This window comes from Candidatus Pelagibacter communis, from assembly GCF_012932795.1.
In the GTDB taxonomy this organism is placed as follows: domain Bacteria; phylum Pseudomonadota; class Alphaproteobacteria; order Pelagibacterales; family Pelagibacteraceae; genus Pelagibacter; species Pelagibacter ubique_S.
The window spans coordinates 331,766-350,115 of the sequence record NZ_LANA01000001.1 but is presented as its reverse complement, the minus strand read 5'-3'; the positions used below and the strand labels follow the sequence as shown (position 1 = coordinate 350,115).

General features: G+C 27.0%; 19 protein-coding genes and 2 tRNA genes. 8 read left to right on the top strand and 13 right to left on the bottom strand.

Features of this window, described 5'->3' with window-relative positions; all coding sequences use genetic code 11:
• The first annotated feature begins 162 nt into the window (after nucleotides 1-162).
• Nucleotides 163-1,575 carry a chromosomal replication initiator protein DnaA gene (gene dnaA, locus VP91_RS01820; protein WP_169035734.1) on the top strand — a complete coding sequence of 471 codons (1,413 nt, stop codon included), beginning with the start codon at nucleotides 163-165 and terminating at the stop codon, nucleotides 1,573-1,575.
• Nucleotides 1,565-2,677, top strand: a complete 1,113-nt coding sequence (gene dnaN / locus VP91_RS01815) for a DNA polymerase III subunit beta (RefSeq protein ID WP_169035733.1) — start codon at nucleotides 1,565-1,567, stop codon at nucleotides 2,675-2,677. The genes dnaA and dnaN overlap by 11 nt, the downstream gene beginning before the upstream one ends.
• On the opposite strand, the gene VP91_RS01810 is transcribed toward dnaN, so the two are convergent.
• The 3 genes from VP91_RS01810 to argH form a co-directional block, all read right to left on the bottom strand.
• Entirely contained in the window at nucleotides 2,674-3,375 is a 702-nt protein-coding gene (locus VP91_RS01810) for a lysophospholipid acyltransferase family protein (RefSeq protein WP_169035732.1), read from the bottom strand. The two genes, dnaN and VP91_RS01810, sit on opposite strands and share 4 nt — an antisense overlap.
• A 12-nt stretch (nucleotides 3,376-3,387) precedes the next feature.
• Nucleotides 3,388-4,602 carry a diaminopimelate decarboxylase gene (lysA, locus tag VP91_RS01805; RefSeq protein ID WP_169035731.1) on the bottom strand — a complete coding sequence of 405 codons (1,215 nt, stop codon included), beginning with the start codon at nucleotides 4,600-4,602 and terminating at the stop codon, nucleotides 3,388-3,390.
• 112 nt (nucleotides 4,603-4,714) lie between these two features.
• Complete coding sequence (gene argH, locus VP91_RS01800; protein WP_169035730.1) at nucleotides 4,715-6,109, bottom strand: argininosuccinate lyase; 1,395 nt, start codon at nucleotides 6,107-6,109, stop codon at nucleotides 4,715-4,717.
• A gap of 24 nt (nucleotides 6,110-6,133) precedes the next feature.
• Between argH and VP91_RS01795 the strand changes: the two genes are divergently transcribed.
• The gene (locus VP91_RS01795) at nucleotides 6,134-6,649 is read left to right on the top strand and encodes a TlpA family protein disulfide reductase (RefSeq protein ID WP_169035729.1); all 516 of its coding nucleotides are present in this window, start codon (nucleotides 6,134-6,136) and stop codon (nucleotides 6,647-6,649) included.
• Here the strand turns inward: VP91_RS01795 and VP91_RS01790 are convergent.
• The gene (locus tag VP91_RS01790) at nucleotides 6,646-6,849 is read right to left on the bottom strand and encodes a twin transmembrane helix small protein (protein WP_169035728.1); all 204 of its coding nucleotides are present in this window, start codon (nucleotides 6,847-6,849) and stop codon (nucleotides 6,646-6,648) included. The two genes, VP91_RS01795 and VP91_RS01790, sit on opposite strands and share 4 nt — an antisense overlap.
• 50 nt (nucleotides 6,850-6,899) lie before the next feature.
• Here VP91_RS01790 and VP91_RS01785 point away from each other — a divergent pair, with 50 nt between their 5' ends.
• Nucleotides 6,900-7,556: an alpha/beta hydrolase gene (locus VP91_RS01785; protein ID WP_169035727.1), complete on the top strand. Its 657-nt coding sequence runs from the start codon at nucleotides 6,900-6,902 to the stop codon at nucleotides 7,554-7,556.
• Between the two features lie 50 nt (nucleotides 7,557-7,606).
• The gene (locus tag VP91_RS01780) at nucleotides 7,607-8,173 is read left to right on the top strand and encodes an HNH endonuclease (RefSeq protein WP_169035726.1); all 567 of its coding nucleotides are present in this window, start codon (nucleotides 7,607-7,609) and stop codon (nucleotides 8,171-8,173) included.
• Here the strand turns inward: VP91_RS01780 and VP91_RS01775 are convergent, their stop codons facing one another.
• Genes VP91_RS01775 through VP91_RS01765 form a run of 3 tightly spaced genes read right to left on the bottom strand, consistent with a single transcriptional unit; the run spans nucleotide 8,174 to nucleotide 9,774 of the window.
• A complete protein-coding gene (locus tag VP91_RS01775; RefSeq protein ID WP_169035725.1) occupies nucleotides 8,174-8,707 on the bottom strand; it encodes a demethoxyubiquinone hydroxylase family protein in 534 nt (177 codons plus the stop codon).
• The gene (locus VP91_RS01770) at nucleotides 8,694-9,176 is read right to left on the bottom strand and encodes a disulfide bond formation protein B (RefSeq protein ID WP_169035724.1); all 483 of its coding nucleotides are present in this window, start codon (nucleotides 9,174-9,176) and stop codon (nucleotides 8,694-8,696) included. Before VP91_RS01770 ends, VP91_RS01775 begins: the two co-directional genes overlap by 14 nt.
• Before the next feature lies 1 nt (nucleotide 9,177).
• Nucleotides 9,178-9,774 carry a YqaA family protein gene (locus VP91_RS01765; RefSeq protein ID WP_169035723.1) on the bottom strand — a complete coding sequence of 199 codons (597 nt, stop codon included), beginning with the start codon at nucleotides 9,772-9,774 and terminating at the stop codon, nucleotides 9,178-9,180.
• A 67-nt stretch (nucleotides 9,775-9,841) separates the two neighbouring features.
• Here VP91_RS01765 and VP91_RS01760 point away from each other — a divergent pair.
• Together VP91_RS01760 and VP91_RS01755 are read left to right on the top strand one after the other, a co-directional pair.
• Nucleotides 9,842-9,926 (top strand) — tRNA-Leu (locus tag VP91_RS01760).
• A gap of 6 nt (nucleotides 9,927-9,932) precedes the next feature.
• On the top strand, nucleotides 9,933-11,636 hold the full coding sequence (locus tag VP91_RS01755; protein ID WP_169035722.1) for an AMP-dependent synthetase/ligase: 1,704 nt from the start codon (nucleotides 9,933-9,935) through the stop codon (nucleotides 11,634-11,636).
• Nucleotides 11,637-11,991: 355 nt separating this feature from the next.
• Here the strand turns inward: VP91_RS01755 and VP91_RS01750 are convergent, their stop codons facing one another.
• The 6 genes from VP91_RS01750 to VP91_RS01725 form a co-directional block, all read right to left on the bottom strand.
• Nucleotides 11,992-12,864 carry a CarD family transcriptional regulator gene (locus tag VP91_RS01750; protein WP_169035721.1) on the bottom strand — a complete coding sequence of 291 codons (873 nt, stop codon included), beginning with the start codon at nucleotides 12,862-12,864 and terminating at the stop codon, nucleotides 11,992-11,994.
• On the bottom strand, nucleotides 12,806-13,132 hold the full coding sequence (fdxA, locus tag VP91_RS01745; RefSeq protein WP_169035720.1) for a ferredoxin FdxA: 327 nt from the start codon (nucleotides 13,130-13,132) through the stop codon (nucleotides 12,806-12,808). The genes VP91_RS01750 and fdxA overlap by 59 nt, the downstream gene beginning before the upstream one ends.
• Nucleotides 13,129-13,557: a TerB family tellurite resistance protein gene (locus tag VP91_RS01740; RefSeq protein ID WP_169035719.1), complete on the bottom strand. Its 429-nt coding sequence runs from the start codon at nucleotides 13,555-13,557 to the stop codon at nucleotides 13,129-13,131. Before VP91_RS01740 ends, fdxA begins: the two co-directional genes overlap by 4 nt.
• A complete protein-coding gene (locus VP91_RS01735; protein ID WP_169035718.1) occupies nucleotides 13,550-16,033 on the bottom strand; it encodes a helicase-related protein in 2,484 nt (827 codons plus the stop codon). The genes VP91_RS01740 and VP91_RS01735 overlap by 8 nt, the downstream gene beginning before the upstream one ends.
• Before the next feature lie 266 nt (nucleotides 16,034-16,299).
• Nucleotides 16,300-16,695 (bottom strand): PaaI family thioesterase, encoded by a 396-nt coding sequence (locus VP91_RS01730; protein ID WP_248289195.1) that lies wholly within the window; start codon nucleotides 16,693-16,695, stop codon nucleotides 16,300-16,302.
• Nucleotides 16,696-16,816: 121 nt separating this feature from the next.
• Nucleotides 16,817-16,893: transfer RNA gene (locus VP91_RS01725), tRNA-Arg, on the bottom strand.
• Between the two features lie 75 nt (nucleotides 16,894-16,968).
• Between VP91_RS01725 and VP91_RS01720 the strand changes: the two genes are divergently transcribed.
• Nucleotides 16,969-18,159, top strand: coding sequence for an acetyl-CoA C-acetyltransferase (locus VP91_RS01720; protein WP_169035717.1), 1,191 nt, complete (start codon nucleotides 16,969-16,971; stop codon nucleotides 18,157-18,159).
• Nucleotides 18,160-18,350: the final 191 nt, after the last annotated feature.

Sequence of the window (18,350 nt, the reverse complement as noted above, 5' to 3'; positions counted from 1 at the left end):
ACAGTTTTTACAAAAAAGTGAACATTACGACATTAATTATTTAGAAATATCTATTCGCGCTACAAACGATTCCCCTTAAAAGTTTATTTTTTTTTTATTTTTTTAAATTAATTATTGCAAAATGTTTGTTTTGCTTCTAACTGAGTTCATTCCTACAAATTTATGTCTAACAAAAATACTATTCAAAATTTAAAAAAAAACTCCCCAGAAGCATTAGACTGGGCTCTTATTCAAAAAGATATGAAGAGTAAACTAGGTAGCGATATATATGAAAGCTGGCTTAGAAAAATAGATTTTGTTGAAGAAATGAGTAATTACATTTTACTTTCTGTCTCGACTAGATTTATAAGAGATTGGATAACTTCAAGATATTTAGATCAAATTTTACAAATTGTAAAAGTCTATAAAAAAGATTTAACAAGAATTGAATTTAAAATTATTGAAAAAAACTACGAAAATGATCTTCAAAATAAAACTCTGCCAAGTGTAAATAACGAAAATGTATCATTTATTAAAGACACATACTTACAATATAATAGAATTGATCCCAACAAACGATTTGAAAACTTTATTACTGGAACTAGCAATAAATTAGCCTACGAAGCATCATTAAAAGTTTCAGAAAATATCTCTCATTATAATCCACTTTACATTTATGGGGGTGTTGGAATGGGCAAAACTCATTTATTGAATTCTATTGGCCTTTCATTGAAAGACAAAAATAAAGTGATGTTTATTTCTGCAGAGAGATTTATGTATCAATTTGTCAAATCTATTAAATCTAATGATATGGTAAAATTTAAGGAATATTTTAGAAATACTGACATTTTATTAATTGATGATATTCAGTTTATGAATGGCAAAGAAGCAATGCAGGAAGAATTTTTTCATACTTTCAATGCATTACTTGATAAAAATTCGCAGATAATAATTTCTGCGGACAGAGCCCCAAACAAACTACCAAGAATCCAAGATAGAATTAAATCAAGATTTGCAGGAGGTTTGGTCGTTGATATTCAAAAACCTGATTATGAACTTAGAAGTAAAATTCTTAAACAAAAAACAGAGGAACTTAATATTTTTTATTCAAATCAAATAAATATCTCTGAAGAAATACAAAAATTTATTAGCACTGAAATTACAGGAAGTATTAGAGAATTAGTCGGCGCAATCAATAGAGTTGTTTCTTTCTCAAGGATATATAACAAAGTTCCAAATTTATCAGAAGTAAAAATTGTTTTAAAAGACCTGTTGAATATAGGTGAGAATAAAGTAACAATTGATTTAATCCAATCTACTGTTTGTAAATTCTTTAAAATTAGCAAAAATGAAATGTTGTCTTCAAGAAGATCAAGATATTTGGTCAGACCAAGACAAGCAGCTATTTATTTAACTAAAATATTGACATCTAAATCTTTACCAGAAATAGGAAGGGAGTTCTCCAATCGAGACCATACAACAATTATACATTCTGTTAAAACAATTGAAAAATTAAAAGAAAGAGATCCAGAAATGAATGACAATATTAACAACTTAAAAAATCAAATATTGTATACTAAAGAAAATGAAATTTAACGTTAACCAGCAAGATTTGCAACAAGCTTTGAATTATTGTCAGGGTGTAATAGAAAAAAGAAGTACACTTCCAATTTTATCAAATGTTTTATTAAACGCTGATAAGTCAAGTTTAACAATTACTGCAACAGATTTAGACTTAATATTTATTCATCAAATAAATAATGTAGAGGTTATTGAAGAAGGAAATACAACTACCACTTCATCAATCATGTATGATATTATAAGAAAGTTTTCCACTGGAAAAAAAATTAACCTGTCTTTAACGGATGTTAGCAAACTGCAAGTTGAGTCAGAAAAATCTGTTTTTAATTTAAATTGTATTGGTGCATCTGAATTTCCATTAACTGATGAAAATTTTAATCAAAATGAGTTCTCTATAAAATCTAAACAACTATTAAAACTGTTGAATAAATGTAAATTTTCAGTTTCTAATGATGAAACAAGACATTATCTAAGTGGAATTTTCCTTCATCAAACTGAAATTGAGGATAAAAATTTTCTAACAGCAGCAGCAACAGATAGTCACAGAATGTCTATTTCCAAAATACGATTAGATCAAAAAGTAGATTTTGAAGCTGTTATATTGCCTAAAAAAACAATCTTTCAACTGTGTTCTCTATTAGAGAATTATAATGGAGATGTGAAGATTTCAAATGTTAAATCTAAAATTAAATTTGAATTAAATAATAGTATTTTAATCTCAAAGTTAATTGATGGTAAATTTCCTAACTATGTTCAGGTGATACCAAAAAATAATCAAAAGAAATTAGAAATAGACTTAAAGTTATTTTTAGACTCTGTTGACAGAGTTGCATCAGTTTCATTAGATAAAAAAGATGGAGTAAAATTTGATCTATCAAAAGATGTTTTAAATTTGTCTGTAAATAATACAAACAGTGGTGATGGAAAAGAAAGTCTAAGTGTAAAGTTTGAGCATGATTTAGAAATTAGTTTTAATTCAAGATATTTGATTGATGTTGCTTCACAATTAGATGGAAATAAAATTGAAATTTTTTTTAATGATACTGCTTCTCCAGCTTTAATTAAAGATCCAGATGATTTTGATAGTATTTTTGTTGTAATGCCTATGAAAGGTTAATTTAGAAAGTCTAGTTCAGAGTATATAACGCTCTCTAATTTTTTTAAAAAAATTTCTTTTTGTAGCCCAGGTTCAATTGCTTTCAAAATTGAGATAGTTAAAATTGTATTAATTTTTTTTAAACCTTTTTTTGGCCAAGTATTTCCAGAGTTAATTGCTATTGGTTGGCATGAAATTTTTAGTTCTTCATAAATTCTACTAGAACCTTTTTTAAAAGGTGTTCTGTCTTTAGGTAATAATCTTGTACCCTGTGGAAAAATAATTAGTGGTCTATCTGATAAATTTATTTGTTTTGATATATCATTAAAAAAACTAAGGTTTTCTTTTGATATTTTATTTCTTTTTATTGATATTGAGCCAATTTTTTTAAGATGCCAACCAAATATTGGGAGCAAAAGTAACTCTTTTTTTAAAATAAAAACTGGAGAATTAAAAATTGTTTGTAAAAAAAAAGTTTCAAACATTGACTGATGAGAGGATGCTATAAAAAACTTTTTATCTTTAATTATATTTTCCCTACCTTTAATTATTATCTTTGTTGATAAAAAAACACGCAAACAAAATGAGGTCCAATACCCCATAATTTTTCCTCCGAATAAGGTTATTTTTTGAGGAAGAAAAAATGCAGGAATAAATATAATAGAAATAATAATAATTCCTGAAAAGAAGAAAAGAGAAAATAAAAGATTTCTTATCATTTGAATCAAAAACTAGATTAAATCTTTCAGCTTTTGTCTTTTTTTAATAACATTAATTTTAGATCCTTTAATGAGTATTTCTGTTGGTTTAGGTCTCATGTTATAATTTGAGCTTAACGACATGCCATATGCTCCAACATCACACATAAGCACAAGATCTTTTTCTTTTAATTTCTGAAATTTTTTTAATGTCGTAAATTTATCTGTACTTTCACAAATCGGACCAACAAACTCATAAGTCTTCTTTGAAGTTTGGTTTGTTTTTGTTACAGGTATAGTTCTATGATTTGCACCATATAATGCTGGTCTCATAAGGTCATTCATAGCAGCATCGAGTATAACAAAGTCTTTTTTTTCATTTCCCTTTATGTAAATAACTTTTGAAATAAGTGAGCCTATGTTACCAACTATTGATCTTCCAGGTTCAAATATAATTTTAGAATTATGATTTCTTAAAAATTTTTTTATAGCAATATTATATTTTTGGTAATTAAGTTTCTTAGTATTTTTTTCATAAGATATTCCCATGCCACCACCAAGATCGATAAATTCAAAATCATGATTACTTTTTTTAATAATTTTATCTATTACTTTAAGCATTTTTTCATACGGTTTATGATCTAAGATCTGGCTTCCCAAATGAACACTTAAACATTTAAGATTGATATTTTTTGAGAGTCCAACATATTTTACTACTTTGAAAAATGTTTTCTCATCTACGCCAAATTTATTTTCTTTTTTCCCTGTTGAAATTTGCTTTAATGTTTTGGCGTCAATATTTGGATTAAGTCTAATACCAATGTTTACAATTTTATTTTTGTATTTAGCAATCCTTTCAATTTCACTAATCTCACTTTCAGACTCAGCATTTATCAACAAAATTTTTTTATCGATTGCATAGTTTATTTCATTTGAAGTTTTTCCAACTCCAGAAAAAACAATTTTTTTTGGATTTATGCCAGCTTTAAGTGCTATCATTAATTCACCAATAGAAACTACATCAGCCCCAAGTCCAAACTTTTTAATTTCTCTAATTAAAGTTATATTTGTATTAGATTTAACTGCAAAACATATTAAGGGTGAAAATGATTTAAAACTCTTTTTAAAATTATCGATATTTTCTTTTAATTGGCCAAATGAGTAACAATATGTTGGGGTGCCAAATTTTTTAGCAATATCTTGAACTTTAACCCTTTCGATAGAGAGACTTTTATTAATATATTTCATTAAATCTGAAATGTAAGGATATTATTTTTGTTAGCCTTATATTCAGGATCTCCCTTTTTTCCACAAGATAATAATAAAATACCAAATATAGAAATTAAAATTATTTTTTTTATCATTTTATGTCTTTTTTATATTTCATTATCATTTTTTTAATATTATCAAAAGATGTTCCACCATAAGATTTTTTGGAGTTTACAGAGTTTTTTACATTAAAAACCTTTAATACTTCAGTTGTAAGCTTTGGTTCAATTTTTTTTAATTCCTCAGCACTAAGCTCATTTAATTTTTTATTTTTCTTTTCTGCAAAATTAACAATCATGGCTGTAATTTGATATGCTTTCCTAAAAGGCATTGAATGGTTTTTAACAAGATAATCAGCTAAATCTGTAGCTGTAATATAGCCAGAATTTGCAAGATTTAACATTTGTTGCTTGTTAGGCCTTAAATTTTTTAAGACTTCATTAAGAATTGAAATACAATTATTTAGAATTTCATTAGATTTAAATAATATTTCCTTATCATCTTGTAAATCTTTAAAATAGGAAATTGGTAAGCCCTTGAGTATAGTTAACATTGAAAATAAGTTTCCATAAGTTGTTCCAGTTTTTCCTCTTAGATATTCTAATAAGTCAGGGTTTTTCTTTTGAGGCATTATAGAGGATCCCGTAACAACTTTGTCTGAAAGGGTGATCAAATTAAAACCATCAGAATTCCAAATAATTAATTCCTCTGCAATTCTTGAAATATGCATGGAACAAACTGATACACTATACAAAAAATCTAGAACAAAATCTCTATCAGCAACAGTATCTATGGAGTTATTAGTTGGCTTTTCAAAGCCTAATTTTTTTGCAGTGAAATTTCTATCAATATTAAAAGAAGTGCCAGTTAATGCTGCAGCACCAAGAGGACATTCTGATAAACTTTTTATGTTATATAAAAATCTATTTTTATCTCTATTAAACATTTCTACATAGGCCATTAAATAATGTGCAAACGATACAGCTTGAGCATTTTTTAAATGTGTAAATCCTGGCATTATTGTTTCAATATTTTTTTCAGAAACTTTAAGAATTGTTTTTATAATATCATTTAAATTTTTAATAATTTCTTTGGTTGCAGAACTAGTCCACATTTTAAAATCAGTAATGACTTGATCATTTCTAGATCTAGCAGTATGGATATATCCTGCATCTTCACCTATAATTTGAAACAATCTTTTTTCAATATTCATATGAATATCTTCATATTTTTTATTATATTCAAATTTATTTTTTAAAATTTCTTTTTCAATTTTGTTTAGTCCATAGATTATCTTATTCTTAATCTTAAAAGAAATAATTTTCTGCCTAAATAGCATTTCAACATGCACAATCGATCCTAAAATATCTTCTTTAAAAAGCTTTTTATCAATGTCTATCGAATTACCTACTTTTTGAAATAGTATAGAAGCATCTTCCTTTATTCTTGAATTCCATATTGCCTTATTGTTTTTATTTTTGTTCATGATAATTAATTATACATATTTAGTATGAAATTATTAATAATATTTATTTATCTAATAATCACAAATTTTAGTTATGCTTCAGAAAAGCCTAATATAAGAAATTTAATTTTAATTAAAAACCCAGAGACATATGATGATGTGACTTTTAGAGACACAAATCAAAAAAACATTAATTTAGATGATTTTAGAGGAAAATTAGTCTTATTTAACTTTTGGGCAACTTGGTGTGTTCCATGTAAAGACGAGATGCCATCTTTAGACAATCTTCAATCAAATAGTGATTTCAAAGATTTAAAAATTTTTCCTATAAATATGGGTAAAGAAAATGTTTCTAAGATGGAACTTTTTTTTAAAGAATTGAATGTTCGAAATTTAGATATTTTTATAGATGCGCCTGCTACTTTAGCAAAAAAATTTTCGTTAAGAGGAATACCCACTACAATTCTATTTAACAAAGAAGGCAAGGAGTTTGCAAGAATTGTGGGCTCCACTGATTTCGATAATGAGGAGTTTATTGATTGGTTGAAAAATTATGATTAATTTTTAAAAAAATAAGCAAAACAGACTAAGACTATTATAGCTATAAACTGAAAAAGTACTCTAAACTGCATTAATTTATTTGAGTATTTTTTACTAGTCTCTCCACCTTTAAATAGTGTGCCAATTCCTAAAATTAATACAACGGCAACGACTATTAAAAGGGCTATACCAAAAATTTTAACTAATGTTCCAGAAATCATAATTATATTGTAGTGTCTTTTTTATATAAAAAAACATAATAAAAACATCTATGACACTTTGTCTGACAGCTTCGATTATAAAGCCAGAAAAAAATATACCAATTAAGAATGCGGTTATTTTACTTCACGGATATGGTGGTGATGGAAAAGACATAGGTATGTTAACCTTAAATTGGAAAAGGTTTTTACCAAATACTATTTTTATATGTCCTGATGGACATGAAAGATGTGCAATCAATCCAGCTGGATACCAATGGTTTGACTTAACCAGTGATAATCTTGAATATATTTTAGAACAGTCAAAAAAAGCTGAAATAAAGCTTAATCAATTTATTGAAGAAATAAAAAATGAATATAATTTAGAAAATTCACAAATTTGTTTATCAGGCTTTAGCCAAGGATGCATGATGTCTATAAATTTAGGACTAACAAGTACCAAAAACTATAATTGCATTGTTGGTTTTTCTGGAAAAGTAATAAATCAAGAGGATCTAATTAAAAGAAAAACTTCTTCAACAAAAATATTATTGCTTCATGGAGATAAAGATGAAGTTGTTTCACCAACTTTTTTATTGGAAGCAAAAGACTTTTTAATTAGAAATAATGTTGAAATAGAGACAAAAATGATAAAAGATAGTGCACACCATATTCCAATTGAAGCCTCAAGTGTCGCATTAAATTATATAAAAAATAATTTCCAAATTTAATTAAGATTCTATTTATTGATATAATAATTTTTTTCAGTTAGAATTTTAATATGTTTTTTGCTGATCAAAATCTTTCTTTAGAAAAATGTCCTGCATTAGTTTTGAATGCCGATTATAGACCGTTGAGCTATTATCCGCTGTCCTTGTGGAGTTGGCAAGACTCAGTAAAATCCGTATTTTTAAACAGAGTAACCATAGTTAGTAATTACGATAGAGTTATTAGAAGTCCATCATTTAACATGAAATTGCCAAGTGTAATTGCTTTAAAAAGTTTTATTAAGCCTCAGTCAAATCCTAGCTTTACAAGGTTTAATGTTTTTTTAAGAGATAAGTTTTCATGTCAATATTGTGGTAGTAATCAAGAATTAACATTTGATCATTTGCTCCCAAGATCTAAAGGTGGGGAGACAAATTGGGGAAACGTAGTTACAGCTTGCTCTTCATGTAATGTAAAAAAAGGTGGCAGACTATTAAAAAATTCAGAAATGACACTTAATCAAAAGCCTTATCAACCATCAACAGAAGATCTACATAAAAATGGTAAAAACTTTCCACCCAATTTTCTTCATAAAAGTTGGATGGATTATTTATATTGGGATGTTGAGTTAGAGGCTTAATTATATCTTTTCAGATATATTAATGGCAATTTTAGAACCAGTTTTAATTAATTTGTCTAAAATTGAATACATACCTTTTTTTGTTGCCCCTTCTTTGTAGGCTATATCTTTGTGTTGTAATTCATCTTTTCTAAATTTAATAATTTTATCTCTTAATTTTTTTTCATCATTTTCTAATGCATTGATTTGATTTGAGTAGTGTTCATCTATTACTTCTTCGACTGAAGCAGTACATAGCATAGCAGCTTTTTTTCCCAAAATTGTTGAACCAAACCCAAGTCCAACACCAAGTATATCCCACAAAGGTAAAAACTTAGTAGGCTCAATATTCCTTTTTTTAATTTCATTTTCAAAATAATCACAATGTTCTTTTTCATGTACTTTCATTTCTTCAATTTTTTTTTTTAGTTCATCATTTTTTAAAAAGGTGTTGAGTGCTAATAGTTGTCCCTCATAAATTTTTATTGCACCACGTTCTCCAGCATGGTCTACTCTAATAAATTCTATTACTTTATTTTTATCAGTTTTTTTCATAATTTAAAAAAAGTCTTGTAGTTATAATACATAATATTAAAGAAATAATGATGTTTATAGTCGCAAGAGATAGTCCAAAAATTTTAAAAGTAACATCAGTACAACTTACAGCTTTTTCTTTCAATTTTTTTAATAGTTCATCTGGGTTAAGAATTTTGTCTGCATCATCTAAATCACACACCAGTGACTCTTTAAAAAAACCTTGTTCAATACCAAAATGGTAGAAAGATATTACTGAAGCTAAAAGAAATATTAAACTAAGAAAAATCAAAAATACTTTCTCAAATTTTTTTAAATAAAAACATAATAAAATAATTATTACTGAAGAGATGTAAGGTATTCTTTGAATTAAACATAAATTACATGGTTGATGACCTAATATATATTGAATGAAGTAAGCTGAAAAAAGTGCAAAAATACTAAAAATCAATATTAGACTTAAAGATTTTTGATATTTAATTATAGACATATTATTTAATCACAAAATATATTAGACCAAAGATAGCTACAATTAAAATACCTAAAATTGCAAACCATTTTGCAGCCTCTGTTTCCATGAATTTATTAAAAGTATTTCCAAACTTAAATGAAAGATAAGAAACTATAAAAAACCTCAAACCTCTAGAGATCAAACAAATAAAAAAGAATATAAATAAATTAAAACCGATCATGCCACTAGTTATAGTGAAAACTTTAAATGGCAAGGGTGTAAATCCAGCAAGAAATAATGTTGCTATCCAAATGAAGCGACCATCACCAATAGAAAAATCATCTTTTAAATCATCGACTTTACTTTCATAACCGTAAAACTCAACAACAAGCATAGCTACATCTGAAAAGGATAAACCTATAAAATAACCTAAAAAACCTCCTAATGTAGAAAATATTGTAGCTATTAAAAAAATTTTTATATAATCATTTTTTCTTGCAATGACCATCGGCGCAATCATGACATCAGGTGGAATAGGAAAAAAAGAACTTTCAACAAAAGATATTATTGCTAAAAAAGTTTTTGAACTCTTGTGTGCAGCAAGTTTTAAAGATTTTTGATACAAAAATTTAATCATTTTTTTGGTTTTAATATAAATTAAGTTCTTATACTATTTAATTTTATAGTTATAATAGTAAAATTCAGGGCGAGTGGCGGAACTGGTAGACGCGCACGACTCAAAATCGTGTTTCGCAAGAAGTGAGAGTTCGATTCTCTCTTCGCCCACCATAATTTATGAAAATAGATAAAATTAATAATTTATTAGAATTGTTTTACCAACAATATGAAAAACAAAACAAAGAAGATGTTTTTTTACAATCATTAAAAGATATTGAAAAAAAGTATACTTGGAGTGATGTTTATAAAAACATAATGAAATTATCTGAAGAAATATCCAAATATATAAATAAGGGTGATAGATGTTTATTAATTTCAGAAAATAGACCTGAGTGGATGATTGCAGATCTTTCAATCATGTTATCAAGAGGAACAACAGTTCCTGCTTACACAACATATGTTGAAAGAGATTATGATTACATTATTGATGATTGTACACCATCAATAATTATTGTTTCAAATCAAGCTCAATATGAAAAAATAAAAAATATTATTCTTAAAAAAGATTTTATAAAAAAGATTATTGTTTTTGAAAAGATAAAAGATTTTGATAATGATTTTATTTTGAATACAGAAAACATTTTTAAAAAAGTAAACTATTATAAAAAAGATCTTATGAGTTTAAATATTATTAGGCAGGATATTGCTTGCATTATTTATACATCTGGTACACAAGGAAAACCAAAAGGAGTAATGTTGAGTCATGGAGGGATACTCAATAATTGTGAAGGTTCATACAACTTGCTAAAAAAATTTATTTCAAATAATCCAAAGTTTTTAACATGGCTTCCTTTATCACATTCGTATGAACACACAGTTCAATTTGTTCAAATTGTTGTAGGAGCAAAAGTAAACTATGCTGAAAGTATAGATAAGCTAATTAAGAATATGGAAGACTGTTCCCCAGAAATAATGACAGCTGTACCAAGATTTTATCAAAATTTATATCAAAAAATTAATGCATCATTTAATAAAGTAACAGGGATTAAAAAGATACTTATTAATCAAACAGTTAGATTAGGAAAAAAAAAATTGAATAAAAAAAATCTTTCTTTAATAGAAAACTTGATGAATTTTATATGTGAAAAATTAATTAGAAAAAAAATTAAAAATCAGTTTGGTGGAAAACTAAAAGCATTTATTTCTGGTGGTGGTGCTCTAGATCAAGAAGTAGGATCATTTTTAAATGCTATTGGACTACCAACACTTCAAGGATATGGACTTACAGAAACATCACCAGTCGTAAGCTGTAACCCTATAGATGATATAAGAGTTCAAACAGTAGGACCTCCATTTAAGGGAAATCTGGTTAAAATAGCAGATGATGGAGAAATACTTGTTAAGGGAGAAAATGTAATGATGGGCTATTGGAAAAAAGAAAAAGAAACAAATGAAGTTTTAAAAAATGGTTGGCTATTTACAGGTGATGTTGGGGAATTTGATGGAGAATTTTTAAAAATAACAGATAGAAAAAAAGATATAATTATTACACCTGGGGGTGATAATATTTCACCAATTAAAATTGAAAATGATTTAAATAAATCAGATTATATTGAACAAAGTTTAGTTTATGGAGATAATAAGCAGTACTTAATTTGCCTGATCGTTTTAAGTGGAGAGAAAGTCAACACTTCAGAAGAAGAAATTCGAAAAGAAATAGAAAAAATAAATAAAAATTTATCTAAAATAGAAAAAATAAAAAAATTTTTAATAATTAAAGATCAATTTACAATTGAAAATGGTTTAATGACACCAACTTTAAAATTAAAAAGGTATAAAATTATAAATAATTATAAATCAGAAATAGAAAAACTTTACTAACTTATACTAATAAAAATAGATTATTAATCGCATAAACTCTAACTTTTTTTTATTTATAAAAAAAACTAATAGAAAAATTTTTTTTTAAAAAAATATTAAAAAATGTTCTTTAATTAAAGAATTGACATCACTTGTATAAAAAAATAAAAATAAGTTAATAACGAATCACTTTGATTCGTTTAACTTAAACAGGGAGCTAAAGATGGCTACAAAAAGAAAAGCTAAAAAAGCTAAGAAAAAAACTAAGAAAAAAGCTAAAAAAGCTAAAAAAGCTAAAAGAAGAAAAAGATAGTATCTTAGTCTTTTCAAAAAACGCTTCTCATTACATATTGTGTGAGAGGCGTTTTTTTTATATTTAATCTTCTGGATCTGTTACTGGTTGAGGATCGACTTCTTTATTTTGAACATCATTAGTTTTTACCTGTGGCTGTTCATTCATGTTTCTTTTTAAGGCTTTATCCAGTTTTTTTTGTGTATCCTCTATTGATACATCCATGACTATTTGAAATTCTGTTAAAATTCTCTCATATGCCTTTTCAAAAAGTTGTCTCTCACTATAAGATTGGTCAACTAATAAATCATCACCTTTATTTAAGTCTCTAACTACTTCAGCTAATTCATAAATCTTACCCGAAGATATTTTAGCCTCATATTCTTGAGCTCTTCTGCTCCACATAGACCTTTTTATTTTTGGTTTACTTTTTAAAATAGATATACATTTATTAACTTGGTTGATAGATGCTAGCGGTCTAAGATAAGATTGTTTATTGACTGGTATCATTCCATTAGCCTTATCTTTTTCAAATTTAAGAACATATGTTTCAACATCTATGCCACCGATTTGAATCTTTTTAAATTCAGTAATTTGTCCAACCCCATGTTTTGGGTAAACGACAAAATCTTTAACTTTATAATTTTTTTTTTCAGTTTCTTGTTTTTTAATTTTTTTTATTTCTGGTTTTACTTCATTATTTCTTGATATTCGTAAATTATCATTTTTGGCTTGTATTTTTGGAGCTGAAGGTTTTAAAACTGAGTGTAAATTTTTTTTATTTTTTTTTTTAACTTTAGTTTTTTTTATAGGAATAATTTTTTTAGCTACTTTTATTTTAGCTTTTTTAGTTGCTTTAGTGACACTCTTTTTTTTTGGATTTTTTTTTGGATTTTTTTTAAAGATTTTCGCTAAAATATTTGTCGAACTTTTTTTCTTCATTTTTATATTTCTCATTGTCCTCTGGAGGATCTTTTTTAGTAGTTATATTTGGCCAAATTTCTGAATACTTGGTATTCAATTCAACCCATTTATCGCTTCCAGGTTCAGTATCTGCTACGATAGCATCGACTGGACATTCTGGTTCGCAAACGCCACAATCTATACACTCCTCGGGTTTAATTACAAGCATATTTTTTCCCTCATAAAAGCAGTCGACTGGACAAACTTCCACACAGTCCATTAATTTACATTTGATACATTTTTCATTTACGACGTAGGTCATTTTTTTAATTCTTTTTTTACCTTTTCTTTTATGTTGCCCATTGTTTTAGCATCAATGTATAATAAACCAGACAACCTCCTCATTAAGTTTGTCTCATACGTATCAGCAATATCATCTGAATAAACAATTCTCCATAAAGATTCAACAATTTTAACCTTACTCGAAAGAGAAGCAATTTTTACTTCTTTAGTAAAATTAAGTATTTGATTTGAGTTTTTTTCAATAATTTCTGCATCAGAGATTAGTTTATTTATACTTGAACTATCTGCACCTAGTTCAATTAAGGTTTTTTTAATTATATTTTTTTCTTTATCTTCATAGATTTCATCAATCTTTGCTGCATGAATTAAAAGTGATGCAATTTTAGAATAAGAATTATTATCATCTAATTTATTATTTTTTTTACTATTGAAAAAATTAATCATTAACTAAATTTAAATTTTTTAAAATTTTAAAAGGACTATTTGAAGGGTTAATTTTTTTAAAAATTTTTTTAATTTTTTTTGGATTATATTTAAAGTAGATGTCTTTATCCTTTTCTGTTGTTTTATAATTCATTTTTTCAATTAATCTTTTAAAATTATCTTTACTGCATCCTAATAAATTTAGCATCTCTGGGACTAGTTTGATTTCTTTACCTTTTTCAGGATCAGAGTTTATAATTTGTACAAATAATCTTTCTAAAATATCTATTCTAACAAAAAAATTATCAAAATTTTCAAATCCACAAAGAAGCATAAAGTTTTTATTTTTTATATTTTTATTATCTAAAAAATTTAAGCCAAAAGTAGGTGGAGTTAGATTAAAATCTTTCTGATTGAAATTTTTCCACAGCAAAGTTCTTAAGGAAACAGCTTCAGGCTTTAATAATCTAAATAAAAAAACATGATATCTGCCAAATTTTACACCCAAATCTCTTAAAGTTTTTCTTTCATCTTGACCAAGTTTTTTTAAATATTCAGTCACTGCATCTCTCTTAATTACTCCATTATTTTCATATAATTGATAAGCCAAAGCTTTAATTGAAGAGTTGCTTTCTTTTAAATTTTTTAAATCAATCAAACTTTTTAATATTAAGTTTACTTTTTCTTTAATCCATTTTTCAATAAATTCTGTTAATTTTTGTTTGTCATCATTTTCTAAAATATCATCTACTATTAAAAATACGTCTGGGTTTAAGTAATCTTTGCCAGGAATTAATTTAGCAATTGGAAAATTTTTCCAATAAATTTTAAAGTCATCTTTAATTTCGATTAATCTTGTGTCTATAATAGATTGTATTCTTTTTTGTAGTTCTGGGCCCACAGTTTGTCTTGCTGCTTTTTTTAAAGATTTAATATCAGTTTCAAGGGCACCAGCTTTTAAGTCCATCTCAAACCTTAAACCTTTTAAATCGCCAATAAATTGTTCATCAATTATCACTTTATCATCTTCCATTATTTCAGTTTTGAATTCCATATCTTGTTTTAATCCTCTAGCAAGCACACTGGCTCTTTTATCAATAAATGTTCTAGTAAGTTCTTCATGCAATCTGTCTGACAATCTATCTTCTAATAATTTTGTTTTTTCAATCCAGTAATTTTGACTTTCAACCCAATTAATTTTATTTGAAACATATGACCAAGTTCTAACATTTGCAATTCTATTTGATAAAGAATCAACATTTCCCTCTAATTTATCTAACTTTATTAACTGCAACCTCATATAATCGTTAGTAATTTTGCCTTCTTTACCATTTAAAAAGCTAAAAACTTTACTAACTACTTCGAGATGATTTCCATAGGTCTTTTTTACAAAATCAGGAATTTGACAACATTCCCAAAGAAGCTCTAATGTTTCTCGGTCATTTTCAATATTATGACTCTCCATATCTTTTAAAAAATATTTTAAAAGTTTTTCATCTCCACATTCATGAATTTTTCTTAACCAATTTTTATTAGGTTTTTCTTCAAGTGATTTAATTAAGCTTAAAGCGTTATTAAAATTTAAATTAGAATTTCTCCAAAAAAGCATTTGAATTTCTTCAAATTTGTGATTTTCAAGTAGCTCCACCTCTTCTGCAGAGATTTCTTTGCAATCACCCGTAATTCCAAAACTTCCATCGTTTAGATATCTGCCAGCCCTTCCTGCAATTTGTCCAATTTCAGACATGTTAAGACGTCTTAACTTTTTTCCATCAAATTTTTTTAGATTTGAAAAAAAAACATTTTCTAAATCCATATTAATTCCCATTCCTATTGCATCAGTCGCAACAAGGAAATCAACATCACCTGACTGGTATAATTGAACTTGGGCATTTCTTGTTTTAGGGCTTAATGAGCCCATGACAATAGCTGCTCCACCTTTTTGTCTTCGAACAAGTTCAGCAATTGCATAAACTTCTTCAGTTGAAAAAGCTATTATTGCTGTTTTCCTATTAATACGCGAAATTTTTTTATGACCTACATAAGAAAGTTTAGATAGTCTTTCTCTATTTATAAATTCAGTATCTTCATCTAGCTTATTAACTAAATTTTTAATAGTACTTGAGCCCATAAGCATAGTTAATTTTTCTCCACGAAGATTTAATAATCTATCGGTAAAAATATGGCCTCTTTCGTGATCTGCACACATTTGTATTTCATCTATTCCTACAAAGTCTAAATGCTTATTAATTGGCATAGACTCAACAGTACAAAGAAAATATTTTGCATTTGTAGGAATTATTTTTTCTTCACCAGTAATTAGAGCAACTTTATCTAGGCTTACTTTTTTAATAATTTTGTCATAAACCTCACGGGCAAGTAACCTCAGAGGAAAACCAATCATACCTGAATCAAAAGAAAGCATAGTTTCAATTGCTAGGTAGGTTTTGCCAGTATTCGTTGGGCCAAGAACAGCTGTAATTTTATTTTTTGACATTTCTATTCATGGTACCTTTAATTTTTACCCCACCACATGTTGTTGGTCATAAAGAACAAAAATAGACTAAAACATGACCGAATCGTAGAGGAAAAAGTTCTCATTTATCCTTAATTTATAAATAGATTAACATAATTAAAAATAATTCTGTATTAATATTTTGTAGCAAAGTTATGAAAGAAAAATTGTGGGAAGCATCATCTAGTCAGAAAAGAAATTCTCTTTTATAAAGAATAATTATCCACCAGGACCAATATCAGATGATTTTATTTTAAAATTTTCCATATCCCCGATGCTGAAGTTATAATTTTATTATTACATTTGAGTTCACAAAATAAAAATACCAGTGTATTAGTTTTTTTAAGAATTCTTGTAGAACCAGTAACTACATCACCCTCTTTAGAGGCACCAATAAATTTTAGATCTAACGAAATAGTTACGCAAGGTGCATTTCCAGATGCTCTGTGAGCTGCTGTTCCTGCTCCTGCATCAATTAAGGCTGATAAATAACCACCATGAGTTATTCCAGCTGCATTTAAATGAAGCTCATTTATTGTAGTTTTAAATTCATATTCTGTTTCAGAAATAGCCCTAAACATAACACCTCCGTTATGTTTCATAAAGCCAGGCTTAATACTTATTTGTTCAAACTCATTGTTCATAGTTCTTTATAGTATGAAAGTTAAAATTAATAAAATTATAAAAACAATTATAAAAAAATATATAACTGATTTTTGTAGTGATGATTTAAATAGCCAATCTAACATTTTTATTTATCCTTTTTGGTGGACCGCCCAGAACTCGAATCTGGAATCTCCCGGTTCGTAGCCGAGCGCCTTATCCAATTTGGCCAGCGGTCCTTTATTAAATAATTTATCTAACATATCAAAGTTTTTAATGTAATTTAACTTATAAAATATTATGTTAAGTTATCAATGAGCAAAAAATCAAATGATGTAGTTATTACAGCTGCTTTAAGAACACCTATAGGTACATATAAAGGATCTTTAAAAGACCTTAGTGCTGATAAACTTGGAGCATTAGTCATTAAAGAAGTTGTCTATGAATCTAAATTAAAGCCAGAAGATATTGATGAAGTAATCATGGGCCATGTACTGACATCTGGATTAGGACAAAATCCTGCTAGACAAGCATCTATTCATGCTGGAATCCCAGTATCAAAACCTGCACATATCGTTAATCAAGTCTGTGGATCTGGATTACGATCTGTAATTTCAGGTTATCAATCTATTAAATTAAATGAAAATAGAATCATAGTTGCCGGGGGACAAGAAAATATGTCTCGAGCACCACACACTATATTTTATAGAGATGAAAAAAAATTAGATGAAAAAAAATTAATTGATACAATGCTCAATGATGGCTTGATAGACTCATTCAATAATTATCATATGGGAGTTACTGCAGAAAATATTGCAGAAAAATATAAAATTTCAAGAGACGAGCAAGATTTATTTGCATTTAATTCTCAAGAAAAAACTCAAAAAGCTATAAATAAAAAAAAATTTAAAAACGAATTAATAAAATTGCAAATAAATAATAATGATAAAAACTTTATTTTTGAAACAGACGAACATCCAAGAAGCAATATAAATTTAGAAGATTTACAAAAATTAAAAACAGTTTTTAAAGAAAATGGAACAGTTACTGCTGGAAATTCATCAGGAATAAATGATGGAGCTGCAGCAACTATATTAATGTCTAGAAGAGAAGCAGAAGCTAAAGGAGTTGAGCCATTAACTAAAGTAGTTTCTTGGGCAACTTGTGGTGTTGAGCCATCATTGATGGGACTTGGCCCAATAAAGGCTGTTAATATGGCTCTAGAAAAAGCAGGATGGAAAAGTAAAGATGTTGGTTTATTTGAAATTAATGAAGCATTTGCAGCTCAAAGCATTGCTGTGATTAGAGATCTTAAAATTTCTAAAGAAATTACAAATGTTAACGGTGGTGCAATTGCTTTAGGGCATCCAATTGGAGCTTCAGGGACTAGAATTCTTGTAACACTTATTCATGAAATGATTAGACAAAATAAAGCTAAAGGTTGTGCTGCATTATGTATTGGTGGTGGCATGGGTATTGCTATTTGTATTGAAAAAGATTGTTAAGAAATCTTCTTAAAATTCTTACTTAAAAGAGCTTTTTGAATCCAAAACCTTGCATCTAAATCTTGTTCGTTTTTGAAATTATTTATTTTTTTTAATATAAATTTGATCATTATACATGAGTAATAATTAAGGTTGTCTAAAAATTGTGCTAAATGTGTTAAAAATATATAAAATATATGTATTTTAGGTAT

What these genes read in the sequence shown, in the direction of transcription:
- dnaA (WP_169035734.1), top strand. Translation starts at nt 163, where the DNA reads ATGTCTAACAAAAATACTATTCAAAATTTAAAAAAAAACTCCCCAGAA.
- dnaN (WP_169035733.1), top strand. Translation starts at nt 1,565, where the DNA reads ATGAAATTTAACGTTAACCAGCAAGATTTGCAACAAGCTTTGAATTAT.
- VP91_RS01810 (WP_169035732.1), bottom strand. Translation starts at nt 3,375, where the DNA reads ATGATAAGAAATCTTTTATTTTCTCTTTTCTTCTTTTCAGGAATTATT.
- lysA (WP_169035731.1), bottom strand. Translation starts at nt 4,602, where the DNA reads ATGAAATATATTAATAAAAGTCTCTCTATCGAAAGGGTTAAAGTTCAA.
- argH (WP_169035730.1), bottom strand. Translation starts at nt 6,109, where the DNA reads ATGAACAAAAATAAAAACAATAAGGCAATATGGAATTCAAGAATAAAG.
- VP91_RS01795 (WP_169035729.1), top strand. Translation starts at nt 6,134, where the DNA reads ATGAAATTATTAATAATATTTATTTATCTAATAATCACAAATTTTAGT.
- VP91_RS01790 (WP_169035728.1), bottom strand. Translation starts at nt 6,849, where the DNA reads ATGATTTCTGGAACATTAGTTAAAATTTTTGGTATAGCCCTTTTAATA.
- VP91_RS01785 (WP_169035727.1), top strand. Translation starts at nt 6,900, where the DNA reads ATGACACTTTGTCTGACAGCTTCGATTATAAAGCCAGAAAAAAATATA.
- VP91_RS01780 (WP_169035726.1), top strand. Translation starts at nt 7,607, where the DNA reads ATGTTTTTTGCTGATCAAAATCTTTCTTTAGAAAAATGTCCTGCATTA.
- VP91_RS01775 (WP_169035725.1), bottom strand. Translation starts at nt 8,707, where the DNA reads ATGAAAAAAACTGATAAAAATAAAGTAATAGAATTTATTAGAGTAGAC.
- VP91_RS01770 (WP_169035724.1), bottom strand. Translation starts at nt 9,176, where the DNA reads ATGTCTATAATTAAATATCAAAAATCTTTAAGTCTAATATTGATTTTT.
- VP91_RS01765 (WP_169035723.1), bottom strand. Translation starts at nt 9,774, where the DNA reads ATGATTAAATTTTTGTATCAAAAATCTTTAAAACTTGCTGCACACAAG.
- VP91_RS01755 (WP_169035722.1), top strand. Translation starts at nt 9,933, where the DNA reads ATGAAAATAGATAAAATTAATAATTTATTAGAATTGTTTTACCAACAA.
- VP91_RS01750 (WP_169035721.1), bottom strand. Translation starts at nt 12,864, where the DNA reads ATGAGAAATATAAAAATGAAGAAAAAAAGTTCGACAAATATTTTAGCG.
- fdxA (WP_169035720.1), bottom strand. Translation starts at nt 13,132, where the DNA reads ATGACCTACGTCGTAAATGAAAAATGTATCAAATGTAAATTAATGGAC.
- VP91_RS01740 (WP_169035719.1), bottom strand. Translation starts at nt 13,557, where the DNA reads ATGATTAATTTTTTCAATAGTAAAAAAAATAATAAATTAGATGATAAT.
- VP91_RS01735 (WP_169035718.1), bottom strand. Translation starts at nt 16,033, where the DNA reads ATGTCAAAAAATAAAATTACAGCTGTTCTTGGCCCAACGAATACTGGC.
- VP91_RS01730 (WP_248289195.1), bottom strand. Translation starts at nt 16,695, where the DNA reads ATGAACAATGAGTTTGAACAAATAAGTATTAAGCCTGGCTTTATGAAA.
- VP91_RS01720 (WP_169035717.1), top strand. Translation starts at nt 16,969, where the DNA reads ATGAGCAAAAAATCAAATGATGTAGTTATTACAGCTGCTTTAAGAACA.